Origin of the sequence: Croceicoccus estronivorus (genome assembly GCF_001625325.1) — a bacterium.
Taxonomy (GTDB): Bacteria; Pseudomonadota; Alphaproteobacteria; order Sphingomonadales; family Sphingomonadaceae; genus Caenibius; species Caenibius estronivorus.
On the sequence record NZ_JRQQ01000010.1, the window covers coordinates 110,184 to 134,972 of the forward strand.

At 58.9% G+C, this 24,789-nt stretch carries 28 protein-coding genes and 1 tRNA gene; 23 read left to right on the forward strand and 6 right to left on the reverse strand.

The window, feature by feature from the left end:
• Window positions 1–17 precede the first annotated feature (17 nt).
• Complete coding sequence (locus MB02_RS15215; RefSeq protein ID WP_082826242.1) at window positions 18–1,823, forward strand: sensor domain-containing diguanylate cyclase; 1,806 nt, start codon at window positions 18–20, stop codon at window positions 1,821–1,823.
• 29 nt (window positions 1,824–1,852) lie between these two features.
• Here MB02_RS15215 and MB02_RS15220 read toward each other — a convergent pair.
• Both MB02_RS15220 and yghU read right to left on the reverse strand, forming a co-directional pair.
• A tRNA-Gln gene (locus MB02_RS15220) sits at window positions 1,853–1,927 on the reverse strand.
• A gap of 47 nt (window positions 1,928–1,974) precedes the next feature.
• Window positions 1,975–2,832: a glutathione-dependent disulfide-bond oxidoreductase gene (gene yghU, locus MB02_RS15225; RefSeq protein WP_067539592.1), complete on the reverse strand. Its 858-nt coding sequence runs from the start codon at window positions 2,830–2,832 to the stop codon at window positions 1,975–1,977.
• A 147-nt stretch (window positions 2,833–2,979) separates the two neighbouring features.
• Between yghU and MB02_RS15230 the strand changes: the two genes are divergently transcribed.
• On the forward strand, window positions 2,980–3,957 hold the full coding sequence (locus MB02_RS15230) for a polysaccharide deacetylase family protein (protein WP_067539595.1): 978 nt from the start codon (window positions 2,980–2,982) through the stop codon (window positions 3,955–3,957).
• 34 nt (window positions 3,958–3,991) lie between these two features.
• Here the strand turns inward: MB02_RS15230 and MB02_RS15235 are convergent, their stop codons facing one another.
• Window positions 3,992–5,089 carry a branched-chain amino acid aminotransferase gene (locus tag MB02_RS15235; protein WP_067539598.1) on the reverse strand — a complete coding sequence of 366 codons (1,098 nt, stop codon included), beginning with the start codon at window positions 5,087–5,089 and terminating at the stop codon, window positions 3,992–3,994.
• A gap of 503 nt (window positions 5,090–5,592) precedes the next feature.
• A complete protein-coding gene (locus tag MB02_RS15240; RefSeq protein WP_235829543.1) occupies window positions 5,593–5,949 on the reverse strand; it encodes a hypothetical protein in 357 nt (118 codons plus the stop codon).
• Between the two features lie 229 nt (window positions 5,950–6,178).
• Here MB02_RS15240 and MB02_RS15245 point away from each other — a divergent pair, with 229 nt between their 5' ends.
• The 10 genes from MB02_RS15245 to MB02_RS15290 all read left to right on the forward strand — a co-directional run bounded on the left by MB02_RS15245 (window position 6,179) and on the right by MB02_RS15290 (window position 13,368).
• Window positions 6,179–6,916, forward strand: a complete 738-nt coding sequence (locus tag MB02_RS15245) for a TlyA family RNA methyltransferase (protein WP_082826243.1) — start codon at window positions 6,179–6,181, stop codon at window positions 6,914–6,916.
• Window positions 6,917–7,036: 120 nt separating this feature from the next.
• Window positions 7,037–7,591 carry a TspO/MBR family protein gene (locus MB02_RS15250; protein ID WP_067539606.1) on the forward strand — a complete coding sequence of 185 codons (555 nt, stop codon included), beginning with the start codon at window positions 7,037–7,039 and terminating at the stop codon, window positions 7,589–7,591.
• A 66-nt stretch (window positions 7,592–7,657) separates the two neighbouring features.
• The gene (locus MB02_RS15255) at window positions 7,658–7,906 is read left to right on the forward strand and encodes an accessory factor UbiK family protein (RefSeq protein WP_067539608.1); all 249 of its coding nucleotides are present in this window, start codon (window positions 7,658–7,660) and stop codon (window positions 7,904–7,906) included.
• 47 nt (window positions 7,907–7,953) lie between these two features.
• Window positions 7,954–8,556: a DNA repair protein RecO gene (gene recO / locus MB02_RS15260; RefSeq protein ID WP_067539609.1), complete on the forward strand. Its 603-nt coding sequence runs from the start codon at window positions 7,954–7,956 to the stop codon at window positions 8,554–8,556.
• A gap of 21 nt (window positions 8,557–8,577) precedes the next feature.
• Window positions 8,578–9,636 carry a 3-isopropylmalate dehydrogenase gene (gene leuB / locus MB02_RS15265; protein WP_067539610.1) on the forward strand — a complete coding sequence of 353 codons (1,059 nt, stop codon included), beginning with the start codon at window positions 8,578–8,580 and terminating at the stop codon, window positions 9,634–9,636.
• 91 nt (window positions 9,637–9,727) lie between these two features.
• Entirely contained in the window at window positions 9,728–9,910 is a 183-nt protein-coding gene (locus MB02_RS15270; protein WP_067539613.1) for a PLD nuclease N-terminal domain-containing protein, read from the forward strand.
• 110 nt (window positions 9,911–10,020) lie between these two features.
• Complete coding sequence (locus MB02_RS15275) at window positions 10,021–11,229, forward strand: trans-sulfuration enzyme family protein (protein ID WP_067539615.1); 1,209 nt, start codon at window positions 10,021–10,023, stop codon at window positions 11,227–11,229.
• 103 nt (window positions 11,230–11,332) lie between these two features.
• Window positions 11,333–11,731 (forward strand): Co2+/Mg2+ efflux protein ApaG, encoded by a 399-nt coding sequence (gene apaG / locus MB02_RS15280; RefSeq protein ID WP_067539616.1) that lies wholly within the window; start codon window positions 11,333–11,335, stop codon window positions 11,729–11,731.
• 66 nt (window positions 11,732–11,797) lie between these two features.
• A complete protein-coding gene (locus MB02_RS15285) occupies window positions 11,798–12,601 on the forward strand; it encodes a LysR family transcriptional regulator (protein ID WP_067539621.1) in 804 nt (267 codons plus the stop codon).
• Between the two features lie 134 nt (window positions 12,602–12,735).
• Complete coding sequence (locus MB02_RS15290) at window positions 12,736–13,368, forward strand: hypothetical protein (RefSeq protein WP_067539623.1); 633 nt, start codon at window positions 12,736–12,738, stop codon at window positions 13,366–13,368.
• Window positions 13,369–13,487: 119 nt separating this feature from the next.
• On the opposite strand, the gene MB02_RS18090 is transcribed toward MB02_RS15290, so the two are convergent.
• Both MB02_RS18090 and MB02_RS17525 read right to left on the reverse strand, forming a co-directional pair.
• Window positions 13,488–13,616 carry a hypothetical protein gene (locus MB02_RS18090; protein ID WP_268872979.1) on the reverse strand — a complete coding sequence of 43 codons (129 nt, stop codon included), beginning with the start codon at window positions 13,614–13,616 and terminating at the stop codon, window positions 13,488–13,490.
• Window positions 13,617–13,880: 264 nt separating this feature from the next.
• Entirely contained in the window at window positions 13,881–14,321 is a 441-nt protein-coding gene (locus MB02_RS17525; RefSeq protein ID WP_170304755.1) for a PilZ domain-containing protein, read from the reverse strand.
• A gap of 80 nt (window positions 14,322–14,401) precedes the next feature.
• Between MB02_RS17525 and MB02_RS15300 the strand changes: the two genes are divergently transcribed.
• The 11 genes from MB02_RS15300 (at window position 14,402) to rplB (ending at window position 24,787) form a co-directional block, all read left to right on the forward strand.
• Window positions 14,402–14,749: a hypothetical protein gene (locus tag MB02_RS15300; RefSeq protein ID WP_170304756.1), complete on the forward strand. Its 348-nt coding sequence runs from the start codon at window positions 14,402–14,404 to the stop codon at window positions 14,747–14,749.
• 266 nt (window positions 14,750–15,015) lie between these two features.
• The gene (locus tag MB02_RS15305; protein ID WP_067539632.1) at window positions 15,016–16,644 is read left to right on the forward strand and encodes an FAD-binding protein; all 1,629 of its coding nucleotides are present in this window, start codon (window positions 15,016–15,018) and stop codon (window positions 16,642–16,644) included.
• A 368-nt stretch (window positions 16,645–17,012) separates the two neighbouring features.
• Window positions 17,013–17,384, forward strand: a complete 372-nt coding sequence (gene rpsL, locus MB02_RS15310) for a 30S ribosomal protein S12 (protein ID WP_006831873.1) — start codon at window positions 17,013–17,015, stop codon at window positions 17,382–17,384.
• A 171-nt stretch (window positions 17,385–17,555) separates the two neighbouring features.
• Complete coding sequence (gene rpsG / locus MB02_RS15315) at window positions 17,556–18,026, forward strand: 30S ribosomal protein S7 (protein WP_067539635.1); 471 nt, start codon at window positions 17,556–17,558, stop codon at window positions 18,024–18,026.
• 117 nt (window positions 18,027–18,143) lie between these two features.
• Entirely contained in the window at window positions 18,144–20,237 is a 2,094-nt protein-coding gene (gene fusA / locus MB02_RS15320) for an elongation factor G (protein WP_067539851.1), read from the forward strand.
• Window positions 20,238–20,331: 94 nt separating this feature from the next.
• On the forward strand, window positions 20,332–21,507 hold the full coding sequence (tuf, locus tag MB02_RS15325; RefSeq protein ID WP_067539638.1) for an elongation factor Tu: 1,176 nt from the start codon (window positions 20,332–20,334) through the stop codon (window positions 21,505–21,507).
• Window positions 21,508–21,684: 177 nt separating this feature from the next.
• Window positions 21,685–21,996 carry a 30S ribosomal protein S10 gene (rpsJ, locus tag MB02_RS15330; RefSeq protein ID WP_040715017.1) on the forward strand — a complete coding sequence of 104 codons (312 nt, stop codon included), beginning with the start codon at window positions 21,685–21,687 and terminating at the stop codon, window positions 21,994–21,996.
• 254 nt (window positions 21,997–22,250) lie between these two features.
• Window positions 22,251–23,009, forward strand: a complete 759-nt coding sequence (gene rplC / locus MB02_RS15335; protein ID WP_067539640.1) for a 50S ribosomal protein L3 — start codon at window positions 22,251–22,253, stop codon at window positions 23,007–23,009.
• Between the two features lie 3 nt (window positions 23,010–23,012).
• Window positions 23,013–23,639 (forward strand): 50S ribosomal protein L4, encoded by a 627-nt coding sequence (gene rplD / locus MB02_RS15340; RefSeq protein WP_067539642.1) that lies wholly within the window; start codon window positions 23,013–23,015, stop codon window positions 23,637–23,639.
• Window positions 23,632–23,940, forward strand: coding sequence for a 50S ribosomal protein L23 (locus MB02_RS15345; protein WP_067539645.1), 309 nt, complete (start codon window positions 23,632–23,634; stop codon window positions 23,938–23,940). The genes rplD and MB02_RS15345 overlap by 8 nt, the downstream gene beginning before the upstream one ends.
• Before the next feature lie 10 nt (window positions 23,941–23,950).
• Window positions 23,951–24,787 (forward strand): 50S ribosomal protein L2, encoded by an 837-nt coding sequence (gene rplB, locus MB02_RS15350; RefSeq protein ID WP_067539648.1) that lies wholly within the window; start codon window positions 23,951–23,953, stop codon window positions 24,785–24,787.
• Window positions 24,788–24,789: the final 2 nt, after the last annotated feature.

Genomic DNA, 24,789 nt, shown 5'->3' on the forward strand with positions numbered 1-24,789 from the left:
CTTGGGGAGACGGGTCGTTGTATTCGAGGTTGTCATATGGAGGGGCCGCGCTTGCCGCTGTGGCATGGCTCGTGGTCGCCCTGCCGGCATATTATGCATATGGCATTTTCCATGTGACCTTTGCCGTATGGCTGCCCAGTGGTATCGCGGTAGCGGCACTGATGCTGGTCCCCGTACGCAAATGGCCACTCGTAATGGCAATATTTGCCTGTGGCAGCTTCTCCCTCAATCTTACGCTTGGCCTGCCCACTGCGTTTCTCCTCACCCATTTTTTAAATACGGTGATGCAGCCGACCTTAACCGCGTTGCTTCTTCGGAGGCTGGTGCGCGGCACCATGGTCGACACGATGTCTCTCTCCGATTTGATCGGGTTGACCGCCGCGGCTCTGTTGGGCGCCTTGCCAACAGCCGTGCCGCTGGCCTTCGTGCTCAAGGACCCCACATTCACTGTCATTCAGTACTATCTGACGATGGTACTCGGGACGATCATCGTCACTCCGATCGCGCTGAGCATAAGGGATAAGGTCGCAAAAAGGGCGGACAACCGCATATGGCGGCAAATCGCGCAGCAAGTCGTCATTGGAATCGCGTTATTTACTCTTTCCTATGTCGTGCTCGGAATTGGTCGCATTCCGCTGTTGTTCCTGTGCGGAGCGATAATCGTGATTACAGTGGCGCGATTTGGCCAGATCGGGGCTTCCACAGGCGTGTTCGCCCTGGGCATGGCGGTAACCATGCGCTCCGCCGGCGGGCAAGCTCCAGCCGCATTTCTCGATTTTACCACGATGCAGCAAGTCGTTTATCTGCAAATCTACATGTTGGCCGTGGCTGCCGTATCCCTTCCTTTGGCGGCGTTGCTCAACGATCATAACCGGCTTGCCCGCAAGCTTGGTGCCCGTAACCAGGAACTGCATCACGATATGATGGTCTTTTCCCTGGCGGAAACTCTGGCCAGAATCGGCCGCTGGCGGCTTGATCTCGCAACGGGTGAATGCTGGTTTTCTCCTGAACTCAAGCGAATGTTCGGCTATTCCGCCGATGCCCATGTCACCTTCGCCCAGCTGGCGGCATTAACTTCGGATAATGGTGCCGATTTCCGCTCATCCTTGACCACGCGGAGGGCCAGCCGCACGCCTTGGCGGATGGAATTGATTGTCCGCCGCCTGGATGGGCAGGAACGGATTGTAGAAACAATTGCAGTCAATGAGTTCGATGATGACGGCCAGGTGCGCGAAAACCTGGGAGTGGTGATTGATGTCACGGAGCAGCGGCGGCGTGAGGAAGCACTGAGTGAAGAGCGGACACGGGCGATGAGACTGGCAGCGGAAGCCAACCTGCTGGCCCAGACCGATCCGCTGACGGGGTTGGCAAACCGCCGGCGAACATTGACGCAACTTGAGAAGTGCGTTGTTCGTTCGAGGTCGGATGCAAAGAGTCTGTCGCTTGTCGTTTTCGATATCGACCATTTCAAACGGATCAACGATACCTTCGGTCATCAGGTTGGCGATGAGGTGTTGATACGGGTTGCCGATATCGCGCGGAAACAGATGAGGGATTTCGACCTGCTTGGACGGACCGGCGGGGAAGAGTTCGTTTGGTTGCTGCCTCGCGCAGACGCGAAGGAGGCGCGCGTTGCTGCGGAGCGTTTACGGCTGGCGATAGAGCGGGACAGCGCAATGAATGGCTTGCCCGGCGTAACGGTCAGTGTGGGCTATGCAACGTTTCAGGAAAGCGACGATGCCAACGCGCTGTTCGCACGTGCCGATGCAGCACTTTACGAAGCCAAGCGCGATGGTCGCAATTGTGTGACGATGGCTGCCTGAGTATCGGTTTTCCCGCAATCTCAAGGTGATGGCTGGGGCGGCAGGATTCGAACCTGCGAATGCCGGTACCAAAAACCGGTGCCTTACCACTTGGCGACGCCCCAGCAGCCGGGCGCCTCTATAGCGGGCGCGGCGGTGAAGGGAAGGGGGGTTAGGACGCTTTCAGCAACTTAGGGTCGATAGTATCGAAATCGCTTGCTGCATGACGTTCTGCCAAACCTTTTTCGGTATTGACCAGACTGCCGCGAATTGCGCCGGGACGCTCGCGAATCTCGTCGATCCATCGCCCGACATTCTCATATTCATGAAGCGACAGAAAACGAGCGCCATTGTCATAGGCTTGGCCGTTATAGACGATGCTTAGCCAGGGGAAACTCGCAATATCGGCGATTGAATAGTCATCACCGGCCAGAAAGCGGGTTTGACCGAGTTTCCGGTCCGCCACGTCGAACAGGCGCTTTACTTCCATGGCGTAGCGATCGATCGCATATTCCAGTTTCACTGGTGCATAAGCATAGAAATGACCAAATCCGCCGCCGATGTAGGGGGCAGAACCCATTTGCCACATCAGCCAGCTTATCGCTTCCGCGCGGCCTGCCGGATCACGTGGCAGGAGGTAATCGAATTTCTCCGCCAAGTGCAGCAGGATGGCCCCTGATTCGAACACGCGAAACGGTTCGCTGCCAGAACAGTCCAGCAGGGCAGGGATCTTTGAATTGGGATTGATGTCGACAAAGCCCGACCAGAATTGCTGGCTTTCCATGATGTTGATCATCCAGGCATCATACTCTGCGTCCGAATAACCTGCTTCCAGCAGTTCTTCGAACATAATGGTGACCTTCTGCCCATTGGGAGTGCCCAGCGAATAGAGCTGGAAGGGGTGCTTGCCCTGCGGCAGTTCCTTTTGCTCCCGAGGGCCGGCGGTTGGGCGGTTGATACCGGAGAAGCGCCCGCCATTTCCCTGGTTCCAAGTCCAGACCTCGGGTGGGGTGTAAGGTGCGTCAGCCATGCTGTATCTCTCCTGCGCGATTTCTCGTCTATGTTCTCAGGATGACTGCTGCGGGCGCGCGGAGCAAGAGAGGGGTTTCTTGCAAGGAGTGTAGACGGGCTTTCCCGCTAAACGTGATTTTAAGCGCAGGAGGGCTAAGACATAGCTATGTTGCCGGTGCTCATCACGATCGATACCGAATATTCAGCTGGCTTGTACGCCCGCGGAAGCGGGCGGGATCGCTTGCGCAATTTCGATGTGGCTATCGCCTGTCGAGGGAAGAATGGCGAAGAGACCGGCATTCATTACCAGATGGATGTGTTCGATCGTCATGGGATCCGGGCGGTGTTCTTTGTCGATCCCATGCCTGCCCTCGTCTGGGGCCAGGATGCTGTCGATCAAGTCGTAAAGCCAATCATGGAGCGCGGACATGAGGTTCAGTTGCACCTCCATACGGAGTGGCTCGCTTTCGCCGAAAACAACCCGTTGGGCGACCGCACGGGACGTAACATGCAGGATTTTACGCGCGAAGAGCAGCGCATATTGCTGGACTATGGCGCGGAAAAGCTGGTCGCGGCAGGGGCTCCGTTCCCGCTGGCGTTTCGCGCCGGTAATTACGGTGCCAATGACGACACTCTGCTCGCGCTTGCGGATTGCGGGATTGTATATGACTCCAGCTTTCCTGCGGGATTGGTGGGTGGCGACTGTGCCGTTGGCTTGCCACCTGGAAATTGCATGCCAGTTTCCCGAGGCCCCGTCGCAGAGCTTCCCATTGCGGCGATAGAGGCGGTTGGCGGCGGTTATCGTCATGGGCAGATAACCGCGCTTTCCGCGTGGGAAATGCAGGCGGCGGTTCGCCATGCCGCGTTGGGGGGCTGGCCAGCTTTCGTGCTGGTGTCCCATAGCTTCGAATTGTTTAATCGTGTTCGAGGCGTGGCCAATGTTGTCGTTCGTCGCCGATTTGAGCGATTCTGTACTTGGCTGGGCGCGTGCGGGATAGCGCGAGGGACGGGTTTCGCAGCGCTCGACCTTGATCCATGTAATGGACCGGAGGCTGGCAAAGCAGCCAAATTGCTACCGCACAATGCGTTGCGCACCATGCACCGTATGGCGGAACAACTCGTATCCAAGGGCCTCTACGGTTGAATTGATGCTGTAGAATTGTGACGCGGCAGGCGTCTTACCCCAGTTTCATGACCCAGCCGTATTTATCTTCGATCGTGCCACGTTGGATGCCCACCAGCCGTTCACGGAACTTCTGAGTCAACTGTCCCGGCCCGCCCGATCCGATGGTTATTTCACCGTCATGGCCAGCGAGCTTGCCAACCGGGGTAACGACGGCTGCTGTGCCGCAGGCGAATGTTTCGAGCAGACGACCAGAGGCGGCGTCTTCGCGCCATTGATCGAGGCTGTAACGTTCCTCATGAACGTCCAGTCCTTCTTCCCGCGCGAGAGTCAGCAGGCTGTTACGAGTGATTCCTGGAAGGATCGTTCCGGTTAGCGGCGGCGTAACGATTCGCCCATCGTCGAAAATGAAGAACAGGTTCATCCCGCCCAGTTCTTCAATCCACTTGTGCTCTTCCGCGTCGAGGAACACGACCTGATCGTGCCCGCGTTCGATCGCTTCGGCCTGGGGGACGAGGCTCGCGGCATAGTTCCCACCGCATTTCGCTGCGCCTGTTCCGCCCGGCGCGGCGCGGGAATAGTCGCGGCTGACCCAGATCGAGACCGCCGGGGCGCCTGATTTGAAGTAATTGCCGGCAGGGCTGGCGATTACGAGATATTTGTATTTCCTGGATGGGCGGACACCGAGGAATGCTTCCGATGCAAACATGAACGGCCGCAGATATAGCGAGCCGCCTTCGAGGCTGGGGAACCACTCGCGGTCGGTTTCGACCAGCAGGCGGACCGATTCGACAAAAACGTCTTCGGGTAATTCCGGCATGGCCAGACGCTTGGCAGATTCGTTAAACCGCGCGGCGTTGGCTTCGGGGCGAAACAGCGCAAGCCCGCCATCGGCCTGCTTGTAGGCCTTCAGCCCTTCAAAGACTTCCTGCGCGTAATGAAGCACGGCGGTCGCCGGGTCGAGGCTGAGCGGTGCGCGCGGACCAATGGCCGCATTGTGCCAGCCCTTGCCCTCTTCCCAGTCAATCGTGACCATATGATCGGAAAACACCGAACCGAAACCGGGATTGGCGAGCGCCGCCACCCGCTGCGCTTCGCCGGTAGGCGCAGGGTGGGGAAGACGTTCGAATGTAATGCCCGGATTGTCGGCCATGGGGACAGCCACCTCTCATACTTTGTAGTGCCGCGCGCGGGTAAGCCGATGTGCGGTTTCGCGCAAGAGGGAAGGCATCAATCAGATCGAGAGGGACGTGGCATTCAGGCAATGAGAAAGGCCGCCCCGGCCCGTACCAGGTGCGGCCTTTCGCATGGTCAGCGGCCAGGAAGTGCCGCCCACGAAGCCTTTATCGCTTTTGAATGCCTAGCGATAATGCTCCGCGCGGAACGTAGCCGACCTCTCTGCTGGACCATGAGACATCGGATCACCTCCTTTCGCGCTGTTTAGCCAAAGTCGCCGTTTTTTGCGGCTGGTCCGGGGTTTCTCCGAACCTGAGGACAATGTGATTCATGACGCGTTGCAACACAAGTCTTGCAATGATTTTTTTTGGCGTCAAAATCGGTATTTCGGGCCGGTTATCCACCGGCCTTTTTTCTTTTCCCTCAAGTTCGCTCCCGCAGGCCGTCAGGCGACGCTTGCGCCCGAACTTGGGCAGCGGGTTAGCGACAGTCTTCGATTACGCGCGAAACCTCGACCCAACTGGGCAGGTAAAGCGTTGGGAGGCCTTGGACTTCCACTGCAAAGCGTCCCTTGGAAAACGCCATCGCATCAAGCAGCGGGTCGCGGGGCGCAAGCGAAGCGGTCACGCGTCCGGCATCCGGTCTTGCGTCAAGCAGGCGGGTAGTCGTCTCGGTAAGGATGCGCATGGGAACTGTTCCCGCAGCGGTCCCCGTACGGGACAGGAGGATGCGGCCGGAACCGCGCTCGCAGGTCATCGTGAATACGCTGGTGCCGCTGCCATAGGTGGCGCGGCTGGCAGCGTAGGACCAATCCCCTGGTGTACGCGGCGCATCCATCCAGTTGCTTGGCGCAGGGGGAGGTAGAGCCGGCTTTGGTGCCGGTTTCGGCGCTACCGGTGCCGGGGGCGGGGCGGGGGGCTGAGGTACACAGGCTGCTAGGGTGAACAGGGAGATGCCGATGAAGGCAGATGCAAGGCGTGTGGCGGCATGTTTGGCTATCATTCCGCAATGATGGCGCGAAGCCGGTGCTGGCTCAAGAGGCATGAAAGGGCTATCGGCTGAGGGCATGGCCGGAAAACAACGCATTGACCAATTGCTCGTCGCGCGCGGGCTCGCTGAAAGCAGGGCTCGTGCACAGGCATTGGTGATGGCTGGGCTGGTCATGATTGGTGACCGCAAGGCTGAAAAACCTGGTCAGCAGGTGGCCGAAGATGTGGAAATCGTGCTCAAGGGTCGCGATCATCCATGGGTTTCTCGTGGCGGAATCAAGCTTGCTCATGCGCTGGAACATTTCCGGCTCGATCCGGCCGGTTTGGTGGCGATGGACATCGGCAGTTCGACAGGAGGCTTCACTGACGTCCTGTTGAACAAGGGTGCGGATCATGTCTTTGCGGTCGATTCCGGCACTAACCAGCTTGCCTGGAAATTGCGTCAGGACCCACGCGTAACGGTTCTGGAACAAACCAGCGCCCGTGTTCTGACACCGGAAATGATCAGTGCCGATTGCGGCTGGGTAGTTTGCGATGCTTCCTTCATTTCCTTGCGTAAGGTATTGGAAGTACCCTTGAAACTGGCTGCTCCGCACTGCCGCCTGGTCGCTTTGATCAAGCCGCAGTTCGAAGTGGGCAAGGGTGAGGTGGGCAAGGGAGGCGTGGTGCGCGATCCTGTATTACATGCTCGGGTGTGTGACGAAGTGCGGCATTGGCTCGAACAGGAGGGCTGGCGCATTGACGGGATCGTCGAAAGTCCGATCACCGGTCCGGAAGGCAACGTCGAATTCCTGATTGCGGCAGAACGTGGTTGACGGTGGAATGGATCTCGCCCGCAATTTTCAGGGCGTCCCGTCTGGGAACAAGGTTAATCAGCGAGTTGCATGCCGGGGCACTAGCCGTCAGTATCACCTGCGAATCATGAGGTTTTGCCGATGAATCTCCTCGCCTCGCGTGGGCAATTGCGGGCGAGTTTCGCTCGCTGGGCGCTATTGCTTGTCCCGGCCGTTCTTCTGGCTGGCTTTCTGTCTGGCGAATTTTCAGGCAGCGGGCCGGACAATCTTTGGTTTGCCTCGCTTGAAAAGCCCGGCATCTATCCTCCGCCGGCGACGTTCGGAATTGTCTGGACGATTCTCTATGCCTTGATGGGGCTGGCTTTTGCGATTGTTTGCTCCTCTTGGGGCGCGCGGGGGCGTGGCGCGGCAATCGGCGCCTTTCTTATCCAGCTCGGATTGAACCTTGCATGGTCCCCCGTTTTCTTCGGCGCGCACCAGATCAGTGCCGCGTTGGTGCTGTTGGTCGTCCTTGATGTGTTCGTGCTGATTACGCTGGCATTGTTCTGGCGAATTCGCTGGTATGCCGGCTTGCTGTTCGTCCCGTATCTGGCCTGGGTATTGTTTGCATCGCTGCTGACCTGGCAGTTCCTCGAACTGAACCCGGGCGCCGATGGCAGGGAAGTTTCCGGCGCAGTGCAGCGGATAGAGCTGTAGCTATCGTTTGCCGCTGCAAAGCGTGAAACGCTGGACAAGCGTGGCAGGGCGCACCAAATAGCGCGCATGCAAAGTGAAAATCCCCTGATCGCCGATTTCGTCAAGCTGATGAACAGCGCTGCCGGCACATTCGCCGGCATGACTCGGGAAGCGCGTGACGGCGCGCGGGAGCGTTTGAAAGAAACCCTGGGCGGGCTCGATTTTGTGAGCCGGGAAGAATTCGATGCCGTCAAGGACATGGCGGCGAAAGCCCGCGAGGAAAACGAGGCGCTGTCGGAACGCCTTGCCGCACTGGAAGCCAAGCTGGCGAAATAGCTTGGGCAGGTTGCGCAAACCGGGATGAGAGGCCACATCCTGGCCTGATGGAAATCCGCACGCCTGCCATAATTTGTGCAACACGCGCACATGGCGAAACGGCGGTTATCGTCCGCCTTCTGACAGAACACTATGGTCTTGTCGCAGGGTATGTCGCTGGCGGCAGGGGAAGAGGCCTGCGGCCTGTCGTCATCCCGGGAAACCTCGTCTCGGCAGAGGTCCGGGCGAAATCCGATAGTCAGTTACCCTTCGTAAAACTGGAGTTGCTGGAGAGTCGGGGGCCGTGGCTGGCCGAGCCGTTGCCTGCGGCCGCGATCACGTGGGCCAGTGCACTGACTGCCAGTACGCTGCCGGAACGCCATTCCTTTCCTGCGCTCTATTCGGCGCTCTCGGCCCTGTTGACTGCGATTTGCCATGCCCCTTCGGCCCGTGGCTGGGCTGAGGCTCTGTTGCGGTACGAGGCACTGTTGCTGCGAGAACTGGGCTACGGTGGCGATGCACCCGGAGCGGACGCGGAATGGACCGATGACCTGTCCGCCTTCGACCGGATGGGTATCTTGATAGAACGATACTGCCTTGCCGACCGGCGCGGAATGATTATGGCGGCCCGCACAATGTTGCGCGACCGGCTCGCCCGGATCGCCGGTTAGGCACAATCAGGAAGGTTTCCCATGAAGATCGCGGTTTTCGCCGGTGACGGTATCGGCCCTGAAATCATGACGCAGGCGCTGCGCGTTCTGGACGCACTCGATCTGCCTGATGTGACGCTGATGGAAGGGTATGTTGGCGGGGCAGGCTATCGCCAACTCGGGCACCCACTTCATGCCGATACAATTGCAATCGCGCATGAGGCGGACGCGATTCTGTTTGGCGCCGTGGGGGATTTCGAATGCGATAATCTCGAACGCCATTTGCGCCCGGAGCAGGCCATTCTGGGCCTGCGCCGCGAATTGACGCTGTTCGCCAACTTGCGCCCTGCGACGATGTTTCCGGGTTTGGAGGAAATGTCCGCGCTGCGCCCTGAAGTCGCCGGTGCGATCGACATGCTGATCGTGCGTGAGTTGAACGGGGATGTCTATTTCGGTGAAAAGGGCTTCCGGACCAATGCTGCAGGTGAGCGCGAAGGTTATGACGTGATGTCATATTCCGAGAGTGAAGTCCGGCGAATTGCCCACGTGGCATTTCGTGCGGCTCAAGGGCGTAAGGGACGACTGTGCTCTGTCGATAAGGCCAACGTGCTGGAAACCTTCCAGCTATGGCGGGATGTGGTGACGGAAGTCGGCGCCGGATATCCCGACGTGGAATTGAGCCATATGTACGTCGATAACGCTGCGATGCAGCTGGTGCGCGATCCGGGACAGTTCGATGTCATCGTTACCGGCAACATGTTCGGAGATATCTTGTCGGATCAGGCGAGCATGTGTGTCGGCTCGATCGGGCTGCTGGCCAGCGCAGCACTGGGTGAGACGCAGACTCAATATGGGACCAAGGGTCTGTTTGAACCGATCCATGGCAGTGCACCTGACATTGCCGGGCAAGGCAAGGCCAATCCGATGGCAATGATTCTCAGCCTCGCGATGATGCTCCGGCACAGTTTTGGCCGTGATGCGGAGGCCGCGCGTATCGAAGCCGCGGTGGCCAGGGCTCTTTCCGACGGCATACGTGGCGGGGATCTGGGGGGAAGCGCCGGAACCGTCGAAGTAGGCGACGCCGTGCTGCAGCGCCTCTAAAAACATGCGCCGGGGAACTTTCTTTCCCGATCGCCCGTTGGTCGGACAGGTGCTCGCAACGAGCGGGCCGTCCTGAAAAAGGAGCGCGATCATGGAATTTATCCTCGGAATTGTTGTCCTGGTTCTTGATATCTGGGCTATCGTCAGTGTGCTGGGCAGCGGGTCTTCCGGAATGTCCAAGCTATTGTGGACAATAGGCATCATCGTATTCCCGGTGGTTGGTTTCATCGTCTGGTATCTGGCCGGGCCGAAGGGCCGGGCTGCCATGGCCTGAGTCAGCCACTTAAAATGCGAATGCAGATCTGCCCCGGTGCAAACCGGGGCAGTTTCGTTTTGGATTGAACGAACTTGCTCCACCGGGCGCGCAGGCCTAAATGCGCGGCCATGAAGAGAGACACTGGCCAGAACCGTTCGATCACGTCCAAGTGGCGGCCCGCTACACGTGCGGTCCGTGCCGGCACCTGGCGGTCGGAGCAGGGCGAAACGAGCGAAGCGTTGTTCCTCACGTCCGGCTATTGCTACGATGATGCGGCGACCCCTGCCGCGCGCTTTGCCGGCGAAGAACCGGGAATGACGTATTCCCGCACGCAAAACCCCACGGTTCAGATGCTGGAAGAACGCATTGCGATGATGGAAGGGGCGGAGGCTTGCCGCGTCCAGGCCTCAGGCATGGCGGCGATGACGGCGGCCATGCTTTGCCAGTTGTCTGCCGGCGATCATATGGTGATTGCACAGGCTGCTTTCGGGCCAACCCGCTGGGTGACGGATAATCTTCTGCCGCGTTTCGGGATCGAGACGACGCCGGTCGATGGCCGCGATCTCGATGCGTGGAAGGCGGCAATCCGGCCCAATACGAAGATGTTCTTCTTCGAAACGCCTGCCAATCCGACCATGGATATCGTCGATATCGAGGCAGTATGCGGGCTCGCGCGCGAGCATGGCATCCGGAGCGTGGTGGATAATGCTTTCGCTACCAGCGCAATGCAGCGCCCGCTGGAATTTGGCGCCGATGTTGTCGCCTATTCGGTCACGAAGCTGATGGACGGGCAGGGCCGGGTTCTTGCCGGGGCAGTGTGCGGTTCGGCGGAATTCATCAATTCCGTGTTGCTGCCATTTCAGCGGAATACGGGGCCGACCCTGTCGCCATTCAACGCCTGGGTGGTGCTCAAGGGGTTGGAAACGCTTGAACTGCGTGCCGAGCGGCAGGCGGACAACGCTTTGGAGGTTGGGCGTTTCCTTGAGAAACGCGTGCCGCGTATCCTGCATCCGGGTTTGGAAAGCCATCCGCAATATGATCTCGTTCAGAAGCAGATGATACGCCCCGGTTCGATCTTTGCGTTTGAGATCGACGGTGGCCGCGCGGCGGCGCACGGGATTCTCGATGCTCTGGAACTGATCGATATCTCGAACAATATCGGTGATTCCAAAACCCTGATGACTCATCCGGCCACGACCACCCATTCGAGCCTGGCGCCGGACGTACGCGCCGCCATGGGGGTGAGCGACGGTATGCTGAGGATCAGTGTCGGGCTGGAAGATCCGCAGGACGTGATCGAGGATCTGGACCAGGCGTTGCGCAAGGCTGGTCTATAGGGCCAGTGGATGTTCGAATCCCGTAAGCCTGTTTCAGGGGCGTGTGGATTTCGCACTTCCGGCTCTTGCACAACGGATGAATCGAGCTAGTCTGAGGCTTGCTATGGAACAGCTATTCCAGCACGCAGCGATCACCGAGGGCGTTACCGTCCGAGTAGCGGTCAACTTTTTGCCAGAACAGTCACATGTCTCGGCGGGCAAATGGTTCTGGGTTTATCATATTCGGATCGAGAACCATTCCAGCGATACGATCCAGTTGCTCACCCGGCATTGGCGAATTACCGATGGCCGGGGCATGGTCAATCATGTCGATGGCGAAGGTGTCGTCGGTGAACAGCCGATCTTGCCGCCAGGTGGCTCGCACGACTATGTTTCGGGGTGTCCGCTCACCACGCCGCACGGGTCGATGGAAGGGCATTACACTTTCCGCAAGGAGAATGGGGGCGCCCTTCGAGTCGCCATTCCGTATTTCCCGCTTGCTGCCCCTGCCACTGCGGATTGACCGGATATATCGGTTGTCCCACGTGACCTTGCGGGGCGGGCCCTGCGCGATTAGACGCAGAAATCCATGAAGCGCACGCACCTGCCTCTCAACGCCCTGCGCGTATTCGACGCCGCGGCCCGGCATTTGTCGTTTACACGCGCGGCAGACGAACTGGCGGTGACGCCGGCGGCAGTCGGCCAACAAATTCGCGCACTTGAAGACGTTCTGGGCGTTGTTCTCTTTCGCCGCACCAGCAAGGGGCTCGAACTCACGGATGAAGCCATGGCCGGGCTCGATGCCTTGCGCGAGGGTTTCCTGCACTTCGAGGAATCGGTCCGGGCGATGCAGGCGGGCCAAGCCAGTCATCATTACACGATCGCTGTTCCGCGTGATTTCTTTGGCGCCTGGCTGGGTGAACGTCTTGCTGCCTTTCGTGCTGACAATCCCGATGTTCACTATGCGTTGGTGGATGGAGAGACGAGCGACTTTACCGAGGCGAATCTCGATCTTGCGGTGCGTTTGGCGGAAGGTCCGGGTGAGCTTGAGGGTATCGTACTCGGCAAGGCGGAGAAATTGCGGGTTGGGGCGGTCGGTCGATCTGGTGAGAAGGATTTGCCGCTGATCCACTGGCAGGGGCAGGGTGAGGGGGCGGAGGAAGATGTCGCACTGAGTGTTCCCGATGCCGGACAGGCCCTGGCTGCCGCAGCGGCAGGGCTTGGAGTGGCCGACGTGCCTGCGCTGCTGGCCGAAAAGTGGATTGCGGAGGGGCGCGTGGAGCCATTGGGAGAACCGGAGCCCTGCCGACGCGCTTATTGGCTGGTCGCGCCGATGCCGCAATGGAGACAAAAGAAGGTCAAGGCTCTGGTTGAGCGTTTGACCGCGGGATAAGCGTTTCAGGCCTTACGAGGCGTTCGCCGCAAAAATTGACTTCAGTCTGTGTTGCCTCGGAGGAGGAGCTGCTCATCCAGCGTTAAGCCTGGATGGATAGACTTCGGGTTTCTGGCAAATGAGGAGGATGATCGATGCGAAAGCTTCGTACAGCCCTTATCGCGGGTGTGCTCACAGTTGCGGCGGCAGGTGCAGCGGTGGCCGCGTCCGAGCATGTTCACGTGATGAAAGTCGACTTGCCCGATGGCGGGGTGGCGCGCATTCACTACACTGGTGATGTGGCGCCCAAGGTGGAATTCGTGCCGGCGAAGGCAGGTGTACCGGCCTTTGCCTTGCCAGTGGCCTTCAGCAGCCTCGACGATGAGGCTTTTTTTGCGCCGTTCGCCCGAATGGACCAGATCATGGCGCAAATGGAGCAGCGACACCGCGCGATGATGCAAATGGTGGCGCAGATGGATTCGCAGGCAAGCAAGGCCCGGGGCAAAGCTGCGGCCAATGGAACTGCGCCGGTTGGGTTCGTGACGACAGGGACTTTGCCTGCCGGAACGACCATGCATTACAGCTTTTATTCGTCGACCAATGGCAAGAACGGCTGCACGCAGACAGTGGAATGGCGTTCTGATGGTTCATCCAAGCAACCGCAGGTAACGCGGGCCAGCAGCGGCGATTGCGACAGTGTGAAACCTTCGACCACACCGAAACCTGCCGCAGCGGCAAAGCCGATGGGCAAGGACGATACCCGGAAATTGCCAGGTAATTCCACCTGACGTCCAATGAAACAGCCAGGCTCCGTCCACAATGTTCGCGCACGGAGCCTGGCTGTTTGGCACTCTATCCCGATGCGGGTTCCCGGATCAGGTCTGCTCGGCTGAATGCGGGATCCGGGTCAGAAACCGGACCAGTCGTAAGCCTTGCCTGGATCCTGTTGAATCACACGCATTGCCTGGGTCATGTAGCGATCCGCTCTTCGCCGGTGCCGGCCCTCTTCCCGGGCTGTCGTGGCACCAAGCGCCATGAGCACCTCCTCACGCGCGTGTTTGAGGCATAGCGGAACGTCCGTTGGTGTAAGCGGTTGCGTCTGCATGTCCGTCCTCTCAATCGAGGAGGGGGCCGGCTGCCGGTTGCGGGCCGGATTGCCGGTATTCCCGCCTCATTTCATGATGGCCACGCCGTTCTGGCAAAGTTTCGGCCATTGATGGTGTATTTGTATCACCTGCCCGCGAGTCGCCGCAAATACGGTGATCACGCCCGGACTGAAACAAAGGGCGGGCCACCGCTCTTAAGCGCGAGCTGTTCGTTGTGTCTGAGTGGAAAGGGGATCTGTCCGGCAATGGCGGATCAAATTTTCCAATGTATTCGGGTGCAACGATTGATCGAAGCGCAAGCCTGCCAAACCGTCATGAGCCCAGCGCACAGCGCCCGTTATTGGATCGAATCCGTCGATTTCCAAGGTGACGAGTTGACCGGTCTCGAATTCCACGGACTGCCCGAGATTGCTGATCCGGCAGCCCTGCAAGGACAGTTCGATCAACAGCCCGCTGATGGCATTGCAGTCGGATCGGGATAGGCTCACCATCCGGCGAACGGCGAACCGTTTGTGCGCGCGGATGTACAATACCGTCATTTGCCCTCCCATCGTGGGAAATATCTCCGAAACTGTGTCTAACCTTATTTTCTTAAGTCTTTCCTGACCGCGGCGATGCCAATTGGTTTTTGTCATTGTACCTTCCCACGCAGCTGGCGCATGGTGAGAGTGGTTGGATCCCGTCGCATGTCGGGTTTGCGCAACGATGGAGATCAATGATGAAACAACCGCTGGCGTTACTTGCTCTTGTCCTCGTCGGTTCATCCCTTGCCGGATGTGTGGCTGGTGGACCTGGACACGGTTTGGCGGGTGAACGCCACCATCCTTACGAAGGCTGGTACGACGACTATTACGGCCCGATCTATGATGGCTACTGGAGCGAGGACGGTTCCTTCTATTTCCGCGTTGATGGCCGCGATGCGCATTATCGCCGTGACGAACAGCAGCATTTCCGGCGTGGGGATCAACCGGAGGATCCTCGTTTCCATCGCCTCCAGGCAGCGAAACGGGCGGTGCCTCATGATGCAAGAATGCCCAATTCCCCGGGCGATGACCGCAAATAGCGGGGCGATTCCGCTCGGAGCATTACGAAAGAAGGCGGCCGAGGGCAGGCCGCCTTCTCCGGACTTTGCCGATATAATGAAGGGGATGGCTCAACCCTTTCCGGCGTGTCCTTCGGGGATGGCTCTGAGTGAACATCCTCTCCTCCAGAGCAGCATCCTTGAACAAAACATGCGAAAGTACGCTGGGTTCCCGGTTGTTCTTGAACCTGCGAGGACCAAACCGTACAAGTGCGTTCGTTTTCTGGGGAGAGGGACGGGACAGCTCCATGTCTATCGATTTTGTTGTCGTCGGCTCAGGTGCGGGTGGGCTGGCCGGAGCGATCGCTGCAAAGCTCAACGGCCTCAACCCGATTATAATTGAAAAGTCGGCCGTATGGGGCGGCACCAGTGCGCTTTCCGGCGGCGGAGTTTGGATTCCCAACAACCCGTTGATGCAGCGTGAAGGCATTGCGGATTCGGAAGAACAGGGGCTGGCCTATTTCGACGCCGTGATAGGGGACGTCGGGCCTGCGAGCAGCCCCGAACGGCGCCAGGCATACCTCAGGGTAGGGCCGGAAATGGTAGTTGGTCTGGAAGAACAGGGTTTCGAGTGGTGTCGTGCGCCGCGCTATCCCGATTACTATCAGGATCAGCCCGGGGCTCACATCGGCCGCACGCTGGAAGCGACGAACTTCGATGCGAAGCGGCTTGGTTCGTGGCTAAAGACAATGCGCCGTGCCGGTTTGCCTGCGATTGCAGTCAACACTGACGTCGCCCCGCAGATTCCAACGTCCTTTCGCTCGCTCAAGTCATTGGGCGGTGTACTGGGTGTCGTTGGCCGGACGCTGGCTTTTCGATTGAGAGGGCAAGTTCCCCTGTCGATGGGCGAGACGTTGGTGGGCCAACTGATGGCCATAGTTCAGAAACTGGAGATCCCGGTCCGGCTCGAAACGCCCTTGCGTTCGCTGGTGCAGGATGCGGAAGGCCGGGTGACTGGCGCTATCGTCGGGCGTGACGACGCAAGGGAGGAAATCCCTGCGCCGCGAGGGGTGCTGCTGGCGGCTGGCGGATTTGCAAAGGATGCCGCGTTTCGCGAACCGTATCAGGGCGTGACGGGCGAATGGAGTCCGGCCAGCCCGGACGATACTGGCGATGCGCACAAGATCGGCGCTGCCATTGGTGCTGAACTGGCACTAATGGATGCGGCCACCTGGTATCCGGTTTCGATCATGCCCAATGGCAGGATCAACGTGGGCATTTGGGAACGGACCCTGCCGGGTGCGATAATCGTCGACCAGTCGGGAAGGCGCTACACCAACGAGGCGGCGTCCTACGTCGATGCCGGCCGCGCAATGCTGGAGCGGGATAAGGAAGTTCCGGCAGTTCCCAGTTGGCTCGTTTTCGACAGCCGCAATCGTAACCGCTATTTCTTCGGACACATTCCTCCTCGCTTGACGAAGCCGCTGGTCAAGAGCGGTTTTTTCGTGCGGGGGCGGACTTTGGAAGAACTGGCTGGGAAGTGCCGGATCGATCCTGCCGGGCTCATGAGCACTGTCGAGCGGGTCAACACGATGGCGGCAAACGGTGTGGATGAGGATTTTAACCGGGGGGAAAGCGTTTACGATCAATATTACGGCGATCCGACCCACAAGCCGAACCCGTCCTTCGGGGCAATCGACAAGGCACCATTTTACGCGGTGCGTTTCTGGCCGGGTGATCTCAGCACCAAGGGTGGGCTGATGGCTGACGAACACGCGCGCGTACTTCACGAGGATGGAAGCGTTATCGAAGGGCTCTATGTGACGGGCAACAGTGCCGCTCCGGTCATGGGGCGGACTTACCCAGGTGCGGGTGCGACCATCGGCCCTTCTATGGTTTTCGCCTGGATTGCCGCGCGAAGTGCCGCCCGAATGTGAAGAGGGGCAAGCAAGGGTTGGGGCAGGCAAAGGAAGCTAACCGATCCTTGACCGAAAGCCTCCATTCCCCTAATGGCGCGCACAACTTGGAGGCGGACATTTCGCCTTCAGGCAATAGAGCTGAACATTGCCGGTAATGTCCTGAGGGCCTTGGGCGTTGAGCCTGAAGGCTTTTTCTATTGGACGGAAGTTTCTTCCGCCTTGGGGCAGCCGTCAAAGTAACCCGGCGATCAGGTCGGGTGGAGCGATTCGGTTCGTGAGGTTCCAGAGTGCCGGGGCATATGCATCAGCTATGCGGGCGGCGGGAGGAACCCGCGTTCTTTTCCTTCACCTTGCCAGTATTGCTATGAACCAGGTGAAGGTATTCAATGCCGACGATCAACCAGCTGGTCCGCAAGGGCCGCGTTCCGCAGAAGGCCAAGAGCAAGGTCCCTGCGATGGAGCAGAACCCGCAGAAGCGTGGCGTCTGCACCCGCGTCTACACCACGACGCCGAAGAAGCCGAACTCCGCTCTGCGCAAGGTGGCCAAGGTTCGCCTGACCAACCAGCGTGAAGTCATTTCCTACATTCCTGGTGAAGGCCACAACCTGCAGGAACACTCGGTTGTGCTGATCCGCGGCGGCCGTGTGCGCGACCTTCCCGGTGTGCGCTATCACGTCCTGCGCGGCGTACTCGATACGCAGGGTGTGAAGGATCGCAAGCAGAGCCGTTCGAAGTACGGCGCCAAGCGTCCGAAGTAAGGCGACGTCCTGCGCTTTGAATCATCGTCCCCATAAGTCGGGAAATGCGTGATTTTCAGTTGCAGGGGTTGTGTTGATTTACTGAGGCCTGATCCGGACATCGCAAAATACCCTGAAGCTGTTTCAGGATTGCGGCACGGGTGGAGGTCTCCGAAAGAAGGAATTCTAACGATGTCACGTCGTCGTCGTCCCGAAAAGCGGGTAATCCTGCCCGATCCCAAGTTTGGTGATCAGGTGCTGTCGAAGTTCATGAACAACCTCATGCTGGACGGTAAGAAGTCCACTGCGGAACGCATAGTCTATGGCGCGCTGGAAACGGTGGAAGCCAAGGCCAAATCCGATCCGATCCAGTTGTTTCATGACGCGCTGAACAATGTGAAGCCGCAGATCGAAGTTCGCAGCCGCCGTGTCGGTGGTGCGACCTACCAGGTGCCGGTCGAGGTTCGTCCTGAACGTGCCCAGGCTCTTGCGATCCGCTGGCTCATCTCGGCCGCACGCGGCCGTGCGGAAACGACCATGGCTGCCCGGTTGTCGGGAGAGCTGATGGATGCGGCGAACAATCGCGGCAACGCGGTCAAGAAGCGGGAAGATACGCACCGCATGGCCGACGCCAACCGTGCGTTCAGCCACTATCGCTGGTAATTGACGCCGGCGGAGGGCGCACGCGTGCGTGCGTCTTTTGCCGGTCATATTCGTTACTATATGGGGCACGGGCCGCCCAAAGCGGCCCAATCTCCGAAAGGCCTTAAGGAACTCATCATGGCACGCAGCCATCCGATCGAACGCTACCGCAATATCGGTATCATGGCGCACATTGACGCCGGCAAAACCACAACCACCGAACGGATCCTTTACTACACCGGCAAGTCCTACAAGATCGGCGAAGTCCATGACGGCGCCGCGACAATGGACTGGATGGAGCAGGAACAGGAACGCGGTATCACCATCACTTCGGCCGCGACCACGACCTTCTGGCAGGCCGAGGACGGGCAGGGCCCCGAACATCGCGTCAACATCATCGACACCCCGGGCCACGTGGACTTCACTATTGAAGTGGAACGTTCGCTGCGCGTGCTCGATGGCGCGGTTGCTGTGTTCGATGGCGTCGCAGGCGTCGAACCGCAGTCCGAAACCGTTTGGCGTCAGGCGGACAAGTACGGCGTGCCTCGCATGTGCTTTATCAACAAGCTGGATCGCACCGGTGCCGACTTCTACTATTGCGTTCAGTCGATCATTGATCGTCTCGGTGCGGTTCCTTTGGTGCTTTATCTGCCGATTGGTGCGGAAAGCGACCTCAAGGGCGTTGTCGACCTCGTCAACAATCGCGGTATCGTGTGGCAGGATGAATCGCTCGGCGCGAAATTCGACTATGTCGATATTCCGGCTGATCTTGCCGACAAAGCTGCCGAATATCGGGAAAGGCTGATTGAAACCGTCGTCGAACAGGACGACGAGGTGATGGAAGCTTATCTCGAAGGCAATGAACCCGATGCCGCAACGCTGAAGAAGCTGATCCGCAAGGGTACGCTTGATCGTGCGTTCGTACCGGTCGTTTGCGGCTCGGCCTTCAAGAACAAGGGCGTGCAGCCGTTGCTCGATGCCGTGGTCGATTACATGCCGTCGCCGATTGACGTTCCGGCGATCAAGGGCGTGCTGCCTGACAGCGACGAAGAGGACAGCCGTCCGTCTTCCGACGACGCACCTTTCGCGGCGCTGGCGTTCAAGATCATGAACGACCCGTTCGTGGGCTCGCTTACCTTCACACGTATCTATTCGGGCAAGCTCGCCAAGGGCTCGGTTCTGAACTCGGTGAAGGACAAGAAAGAGAAGATCGGCCGCATGCTGCTGATGCACTCCAACAACCGTGAAGACATCGATGAAGCCTTCGCTGGCGATATCGTTGCCATCGCAGGTCTGAAGGAAACCACGACCGGCGACACGTTGTGCGATGCATCGAAGCCGATCATCCTCGAACGGATGGAATTCCCCGACCCGGTCATCGAATTGTCGGTAGAACCGAAGACCAAGGCCGACCAGGAGAAGATGGGCGTTGCGCTCAATCGTCTTGCGGCAGAAGATCCGTCCTTCCGCGTTTCGACTGACCATGAATCGGGTCAGACGATCATCAAGGGCATGGGCGAACTTCACCTCGACATTCTGGTCGATCGCATGAAGCGAGAATTCAAGGTCGAAGCCAATGTCGGCGCGCCGCAGGTGGCCTATCGTGAATCGCTCGCCAAGGAAGTTGAAGTCGATTACACCCACAAGAAGCAGTCGGGTGGTTCGGGTCAATTCGGTCGCGTCAAGGTTGTCGTGACACCTGGCGAACGTGGTCAGGGCGTCAATTTCGTCGATGAAATCAAGGGGGGCAACATCCCTCGGGAGTTCATCCCGGCGATTGAGAAGGGCATGCGTGAACAGGCCGAAAGCGGTCATCTCGTGGGCTTCCCGATCATCGATTTCGACATCAAGCTTGTCGATGGTGCTTACCACGACGTCGACTCGTCGGCGATTGCGTTCGAAATTGCCGGTCGCGGCGCCATGCGCGAAGTGGCCAGCAAGGCAGGCATCAAGCTGCTGGAACCGATCATGAAGGTGGAAGTCGTGACTCCCGAGGATTACCTTGGCGACGTTATCGGCGATCTCAACTCGCGCCGTGGCCAGATCCAGGGTACGGACAGCCGGGGCAACGCCCAGGTCGTCGAGGCCAATGTGCCTCTCGCGAACATGTTCGGCTACGTGAACGAGCTGCGTTCCTTCACTCAGGGACGCGCCCAGTACACGATGCAGTTCTCCCATTATGACGAAGTGCCGGCAAATGTCGCTGCTGAGGTCAAGGAGAAGCTTGCCTAAAGGCGAGTGAGCGTCTAGGGGCGGCGCCTGATTCAGCGGGTGCCGCCTTTCTCCCGTGAAAATCTGAGTTCTTAGGAATAGAGGTTAAGAGACAATGGCGAAGGAAAAATTTGAGCGGAACAAGCCGCACTGCAACATCGGCACCATCGGTCACGTCGACCACGGCAAGACCACGCTGACAGCGGCTATCACCAAGGTTCTGGGCGCTCCCGTCGATTTCGCAAACATCGATAAGGCTCCCGAAGAACGTGAACGCGGCATCACCATTTCGACGGCTCACGTTGAATATGAAACTGACGCGCGCCACTATGCGCACGTCGACTGCCCGGGCCACGCTGACTATGTGAAGAACATGATCACCGGCGCTGCGCAGATGGATGGCGCAATTCTGGTTGTGAACGCTGCTGACGGCCCGATGCCGCAGACTCGCGAACACATCCTGCTCGCCCGTCAGGTGGGTGTGCCGGCTCTGGTCGTCTACATGAACAAGGTTGATCAGGTCGACGACGAGGAAATCCTCGAGCTGGTCGAACTGGAAGTTCGTGAACTGCTTTCCAGCTATGACTTCCCGGGTGACGATATTCCGATCATCAAGGGTTCGGCTCTGGCAGCTCTCGAAGGTCGTGACGACGAAATCGGCAAGAACTCGATCCTCGAACTCATGAAGGCTGTGGATGAATACATCCCGCAGCCGGATCGTCCGGTCGACAAGCCGTTCCTGATGCCGATCGAAGACGTGTTCTCGATTTCGGGTCGTGGTACGGTTGTGACTGGCCGCGTCGAAACCGGTGTTGTGAATGTTGGCGACGAAGTTGAAATCGTCGGCATCAAGGACACGCAGAAGACGACGGTTACCGGCGTTGAAATGTTCCGCAAGCTGCTGGATCGTGGTGAAGCCGGTGACAACATCGGTGCGCTGATCCGTGGTATCAGCCGTGAAGACGTTGAGCGTGGCCAGGTTCTCGCGAAGCCGGGTTCGGTTACGCCGCACACTGAATTCGATGCGGAAGTCTACGTGCTGTCGAAGGACGAAGGCGGCCGTCATACGCCATTCTTCGCCAACTATCGTCCGCAGTTCTACTTCCGTACGACTGACGTGACCGGTGAAGTTATCCTCCCCGAGGGTACAGAAATGGTCATGCCGGGCGACAACGTCACGATCGCCGTGAAATTGATTGCTCCGATCGCAATGGATGAAGGTCTTCGTTTCGCTATCCGCGAAGGTGGCCGCACCGTTGGTTCGGGGGTTGTCAGCAAGATCACGAAGTAATATAGGCAGCCGCGCTGGCCGGGTCTTTCGAGATTCGGTCGGCCGGAATTTCAAGGGGGCCGCCCCTTCCCGGAGCACTCCTCAGGAGATCCGGTGAGGCGGGGCGGTCTTCTTTATTTATGAAGGCATCTGGCTTTGGCGGTTGCCTTTTTGGCTCTTTCGCATCGGTAAGTGGACATGGAAGCTCAGAATATCCGCATTCGCCTCAAGGCGTTCGATCATCGCGTGCTCGACCAGGCAACTGGCGAAATTGCGGAAACCGCCCGTCGTACGGGTGCTCTCATTCGGGGTCCCATTCCTCTGCCGACGCGTATCGAGAAGTTCACCGTGAACCGCGGCCCGCACATCGACAAGAAGTCGCGGGAGCAGTTCGAGGTCCGGACTTACAAGCGGTTGCTCGACATCGTGCAGCCGAACGCCCAGACGGTCGATGCCCTAATGAAGCTTGATCTTGCTGCTGGCGTGAATGTTGAGATCAAGCTGGCTTAAGCCGCTGATCAAAAAAGTTTCCGCGCTTTGAAAGCTCTTTTAAGGCGCGATTTCTCTCCGGTTTCGGCCGGTCCGCAGATCGATTGATCTGCAAGGACATAGGGATACCTCCGGTTTTCACCGGGCAAGCGTCCCCCGTCTCGCCAGCCGCTTGCGGCCGGCACGTTTCAGCCCGGACGGGGCTCGCTTCACATTTTGGGCTGAACATGCCTTCGCGGGATGGTCCTGCGTAGGCCTCTGTAGGAGTATGGATCATGCGCACTGGCGTGATCGCTAAAAAAGTCGGGATGACCCGCCTCTTCCAGGAGGATGGCCGTCACGTGCCGGTTACCGTCCTCGCGTTGGAGGATTGCCAGGTTGTGTCTGTTCGCACCGATGAAAAGGACGGGTATACCGCTCTTCAGATCGGTTCGGGCGAGGCCAAGCAGAAGAATGTTGCGAAGCCGCAGCGTGAGCATTTCGCCAAGGCCAATGTTCCGCTCAAGCGCAAGGTCGCCGAATTCCGGGTCGCTGACGATGCGGTTCTTGAAGTCGGTGCGACCATCGCTGCATCGCATTTCGTTTCGGGCCAGTTGGTCGATATTACCGGGCACACGCAGGGCAAGGGCTTTGCTGGTGCCATGAAGCGTTGGGGCTTCGGAGGTTTGCGTGCGACGCACGGTGTGTCGCTCTCGCACCGTTCGCATGGTTCGACCGGTAACCGTCAGGATCCCGGCAAGGTCTTCAAGAACAAGAAGATGGCCGGTCACATGGGTGATCGTCAGCGTACGCAGCAGAACCTCGAGATCGTTCGCACCGATGACGAGCGTGGCCTGATCTTCGTCAAGGGCTCTGTCCCCGGGTCGAAGAATGCATGGCTGCTCGTTCGGGATGCCGTGAAGGTCGCTCGGCATGCTGAAGCTCCTTATCCGGCTGCGCTGAAGAGTGCTGCCAACAGCAACGAACAGAGTGCTGCCGACACGCCGGCCGAAGTGGCTGCCGCTCCGGAAGCAACTGAAGGCCAGGAGGGCTAAGTCGTGAAGGTCAAGGTACAGACCCTGGATGGCGGCAAAGCCTCCGGCGACATCGAATTGAATGACGCGGTGTTTGGCGTAGAGCCACGCACTGACATTCTTCACCGTATTGTCACGTGGCAGCTTGAAAACCGCCGTGGTCCTGCTCGTCCGACGCGTGAGCGTTCCGATGTTGCGCGTACGGGCAAGAAGTGGGGTCGCCAGAAGGGCGGCGGCACGGCTCGTCACGGTGATCGCAAGGCTCCGATCTTTATCGGCGGCGGTAAGGCTCATGGTGCCCGTGCTCGTGATTTCGGTCAGTCGCTGAACAAGAAGCTGCGTGCTCTGGGCCTCAAGATGGCCCTGTCGAGCAAAGCCAAGGATGGTTTGGTCGTAGTCGACAGTCTTGAGCTGAAGGACGCAAAGACGAAGGCTCTTGCTGGGCAGTTCGCTAAGGCAGGCTGGGGCAAGAAGGTTCTGGTCATCGATGGTGAAGCCGTAAACGAAGGTTTCGCCCGCGCCGCCGGTAACCTGCCCAACATCAATGTTCTTCCGGCTGTCGGTGCGAATGTCTACGACATCCTGAAGCATGACACGCTGGTGCTGACCCGCGCGGCGGTCGAAAAACTGGAGGCGCGGTTCAATGGCTAAGAAACAGGAAGTGGATGTACGTCACTACGACGTGATCCTTTCGCCGCACATCACCGAGAAGTCGACGCTGCTGTCCGAGAACAATGCAGTCGTCTTCAAAGTGGCTGAGAGCGCGACCAAGCCGCAGATCAAAGAAGCGGTAGAGGCGCTGTTCGACGTCAAGGTGAAAGGCGTGAATACGATTGTCCAGAAGGGCAAGACGAAGCGCTGGAAGGGCAAGCCCTACAAGCGTTCGGACATGAAGAAGGCGATTGTGACGCTGGCTGAAGGCCAGTCGATCGACGTCACCAGCGGTATCTGAGGCGCGGATCATGGCACTGAAGAACTATAAACCGACGAGCCCCGCGCGCCGCGGACTGGTCCTTGTCGACAAGTCCGGCCTGTGGAAGGGCAAGCCTGTCAAATCGCTGACCGAAGGGAAGCGCAAGACTGGCGGCCGTAACAACAAAGGCCATGTGACTTCGCGTGGCATGGGCGGCGGCCACAAGCAGAAATACCGCTTCATCGACTTCAAGCGTCGGAAGTGGGACGTTCCTGCCAGTGTGGAGCGGATCGAATATGATCCCAACCGCACCGCGTTCATCGCACTGATCAAGTACGAGGATGGCGAATTCGCCTATATTCTCGCACCGCAGCGGCTCGCTGTGGGTGACCAGGTCATTGCTGGCGAGCGCGTTGACGTGAAGCCGGGCAATGCGATGCTCCTGTCGCAAATGCCGGTCGGCACGATTTGTCACAACGTCGAAATGAAGCCTGGCAAGGGTGGGCAGATTGCCCGTTCCGCCGGTGCTTACATCCAAATCGTTGGTCGTGACCGTGGCTTGGTGATCGTTCGCCTGAACTCGGGTGAGCAGCGTTACCTGCGTGGCGATTGCATGGGAACGGTTGGGGCGGTTTCGAACCCCGACAACTCCAACCAGACGCTTGCCAAGGCTGGCCGTCGTCGTTGGATGGGCCGCAAGCCGCTGACTCGTGGTGTTGCGAAGAACCCGGTCGACCACCCGCATGGTGGTGGTGAAGGCCGTACCTCGGGTGGCCGTCACCCGGTCACTCCGTGGGGTAAGCCGACCAAGGGCGCCCGTACCCGCAACAACAAGCAGACGGACAAGATGATTATCCGTTCGCGTCACGCGAAGAAGAAGAGGTAAGC

What these genes read in the sequence shown, in the direction of transcription:
- yghU (WP_067539592.1), bottom strand. Translation starts at nt 2,832, where the DNA reads ATGGCTGACGCACCTTACACCCCACCCGAGGTCTGGACTTGGAACCAG.
- MB02_RS15230 (WP_067539595.1), top strand. Translation starts at nt 2,980, where the DNA reads ATGTTGCCGGTGCTCATCACGATCGATACCGAATATTCAGCTGGCTTG.
- MB02_RS15235 (WP_067539598.1), bottom strand. Translation starts at nt 5,089, where the DNA reads ATGGCCGACAATCCGGGCATTACATTCGAACGTCTTCCCCACCCTGCG.
- MB02_RS15240 (WP_235829543.1), bottom strand. Translation starts at nt 5,949, where the DNA reads ATGGATGCGCCGCGTACACCAGGGGATTGGTCCTACGCTGCCAGCCGC.
- MB02_RS15245 (WP_082826243.1), top strand. Translation starts at nt 6,179, where the DNA reads ATGGCCGGAAAACAACGCATTGACCAATTGCTCGTCGCGCGCGGGCTC.
- MB02_RS15250 (WP_067539606.1), top strand. Translation starts at nt 7,037, where the DNA reads ATGAATCTCCTCGCCTCGCGTGGGCAATTGCGGGCGAGTTTCGCTCGC.
- MB02_RS15255 (WP_067539608.1), top strand. Translation starts at nt 7,658, where the DNA reads ATGCAAAGTGAAAATCCCCTGATCGCCGATTTCGTCAAGCTGATGAAC.
- recO (WP_067539609.1), top strand. Translation starts at nt 7,954, where the DNA reads ATGGAAATCCGCACGCCTGCCATAATTTGTGCAACACGCGCACATGGC.
- leuB (WP_067539610.1), top strand. Translation starts at nt 8,578, where the DNA reads ATGAAGATCGCGGTTTTCGCCGGTGACGGTATCGGCCCTGAAATCATG.
- MB02_RS15270 (WP_067539613.1), top strand. Translation starts at nt 9,728, where the DNA reads ATGGAATTTATCCTCGGAATTGTTGTCCTGGTTCTTGATATCTGGGCT.
- MB02_RS15275 (WP_067539615.1), top strand. Translation starts at nt 10,021, where the DNA reads ATGAAGAGAGACACTGGCCAGAACCGTTCGATCACGTCCAAGTGGCGG.
- apaG (WP_067539616.1), top strand. Translation starts at nt 11,333, where the DNA reads ATGGAACAGCTATTCCAGCACGCAGCGATCACCGAGGGCGTTACCGTC.
- MB02_RS15285 (WP_067539621.1), top strand. Translation starts at nt 11,798, where the DNA reads ATGAAGCGCACGCACCTGCCTCTCAACGCCCTGCGCGTATTCGACGCC.
- MB02_RS15290 (WP_067539623.1), top strand. Translation starts at nt 12,736, where the DNA reads ATGCGAAAGCTTCGTACAGCCCTTATCGCGGGTGTGCTCACAGTTGCG.
- MB02_RS18090 (WP_268872979.1), bottom strand. Translation starts at nt 13,616, where the DNA reads ATGGCGCTTGGTGCCACGACAGCCCGGGAAGAGGGCCGGCACCGGCGA.
- MB02_RS17525 (WP_170304755.1), bottom strand. Translation starts at nt 14,321, where the DNA reads ATGACAAAAACCAATTGGCATCGCCGCGGTCAGGAAAGACTTAAGAAA.
- MB02_RS15300 (WP_170304756.1), top strand. Translation starts at nt 14,402, where the DNA reads ATGATGAAACAACCGCTGGCGTTACTTGCTCTTGTCCTCGTCGGTTCA.
- MB02_RS15305 (WP_067539632.1), top strand. Translation starts at nt 15,016, where the DNA reads ATGTCTATCGATTTTGTTGTCGTCGGCTCAGGTGCGGGTGGGCTGGCC.
- rpsL (WP_006831873.1), top strand. Translation starts at nt 17,013, where the DNA reads ATGCCGACGATCAACCAGCTGGTCCGCAAGGGCCGCGTTCCGCAGAAG.
- rpsG (WP_067539635.1), top strand. Translation starts at nt 17,556, where the DNA reads ATGTCACGTCGTCGTCGTCCCGAAAAGCGGGTAATCCTGCCCGATCCC.
- fusA (WP_067539851.1), top strand. Translation starts at nt 18,144, where the DNA reads ATGGCACGCAGCCATCCGATCGAACGCTACCGCAATATCGGTATCATG.
- tuf (WP_067539638.1), top strand. Translation starts at nt 20,332, where the DNA reads ATGGCGAAGGAAAAATTTGAGCGGAACAAGCCGCACTGCAACATCGGC.
- rpsJ (WP_040715017.1), top strand. Translation starts at nt 21,685, where the DNA reads ATGGAAGCTCAGAATATCCGCATTCGCCTCAAGGCGTTCGATCATCGC.
- rplC (WP_067539640.1), top strand. Translation starts at nt 22,251, where the DNA reads ATGCGCACTGGCGTGATCGCTAAAAAAGTCGGGATGACCCGCCTCTTC.
- MB02_RS15345 (WP_067539645.1), top strand. Translation starts at nt 23,632, where the DNA reads ATGGCTAAGAAACAGGAAGTGGATGTACGTCACTACGACGTGATCCTT.
- rplB (WP_067539648.1), top strand. Translation starts at nt 23,951, where the DNA reads ATGGCACTGAAGAACTATAAACCGACGAGCCCCGCGCGCCGCGGACTG.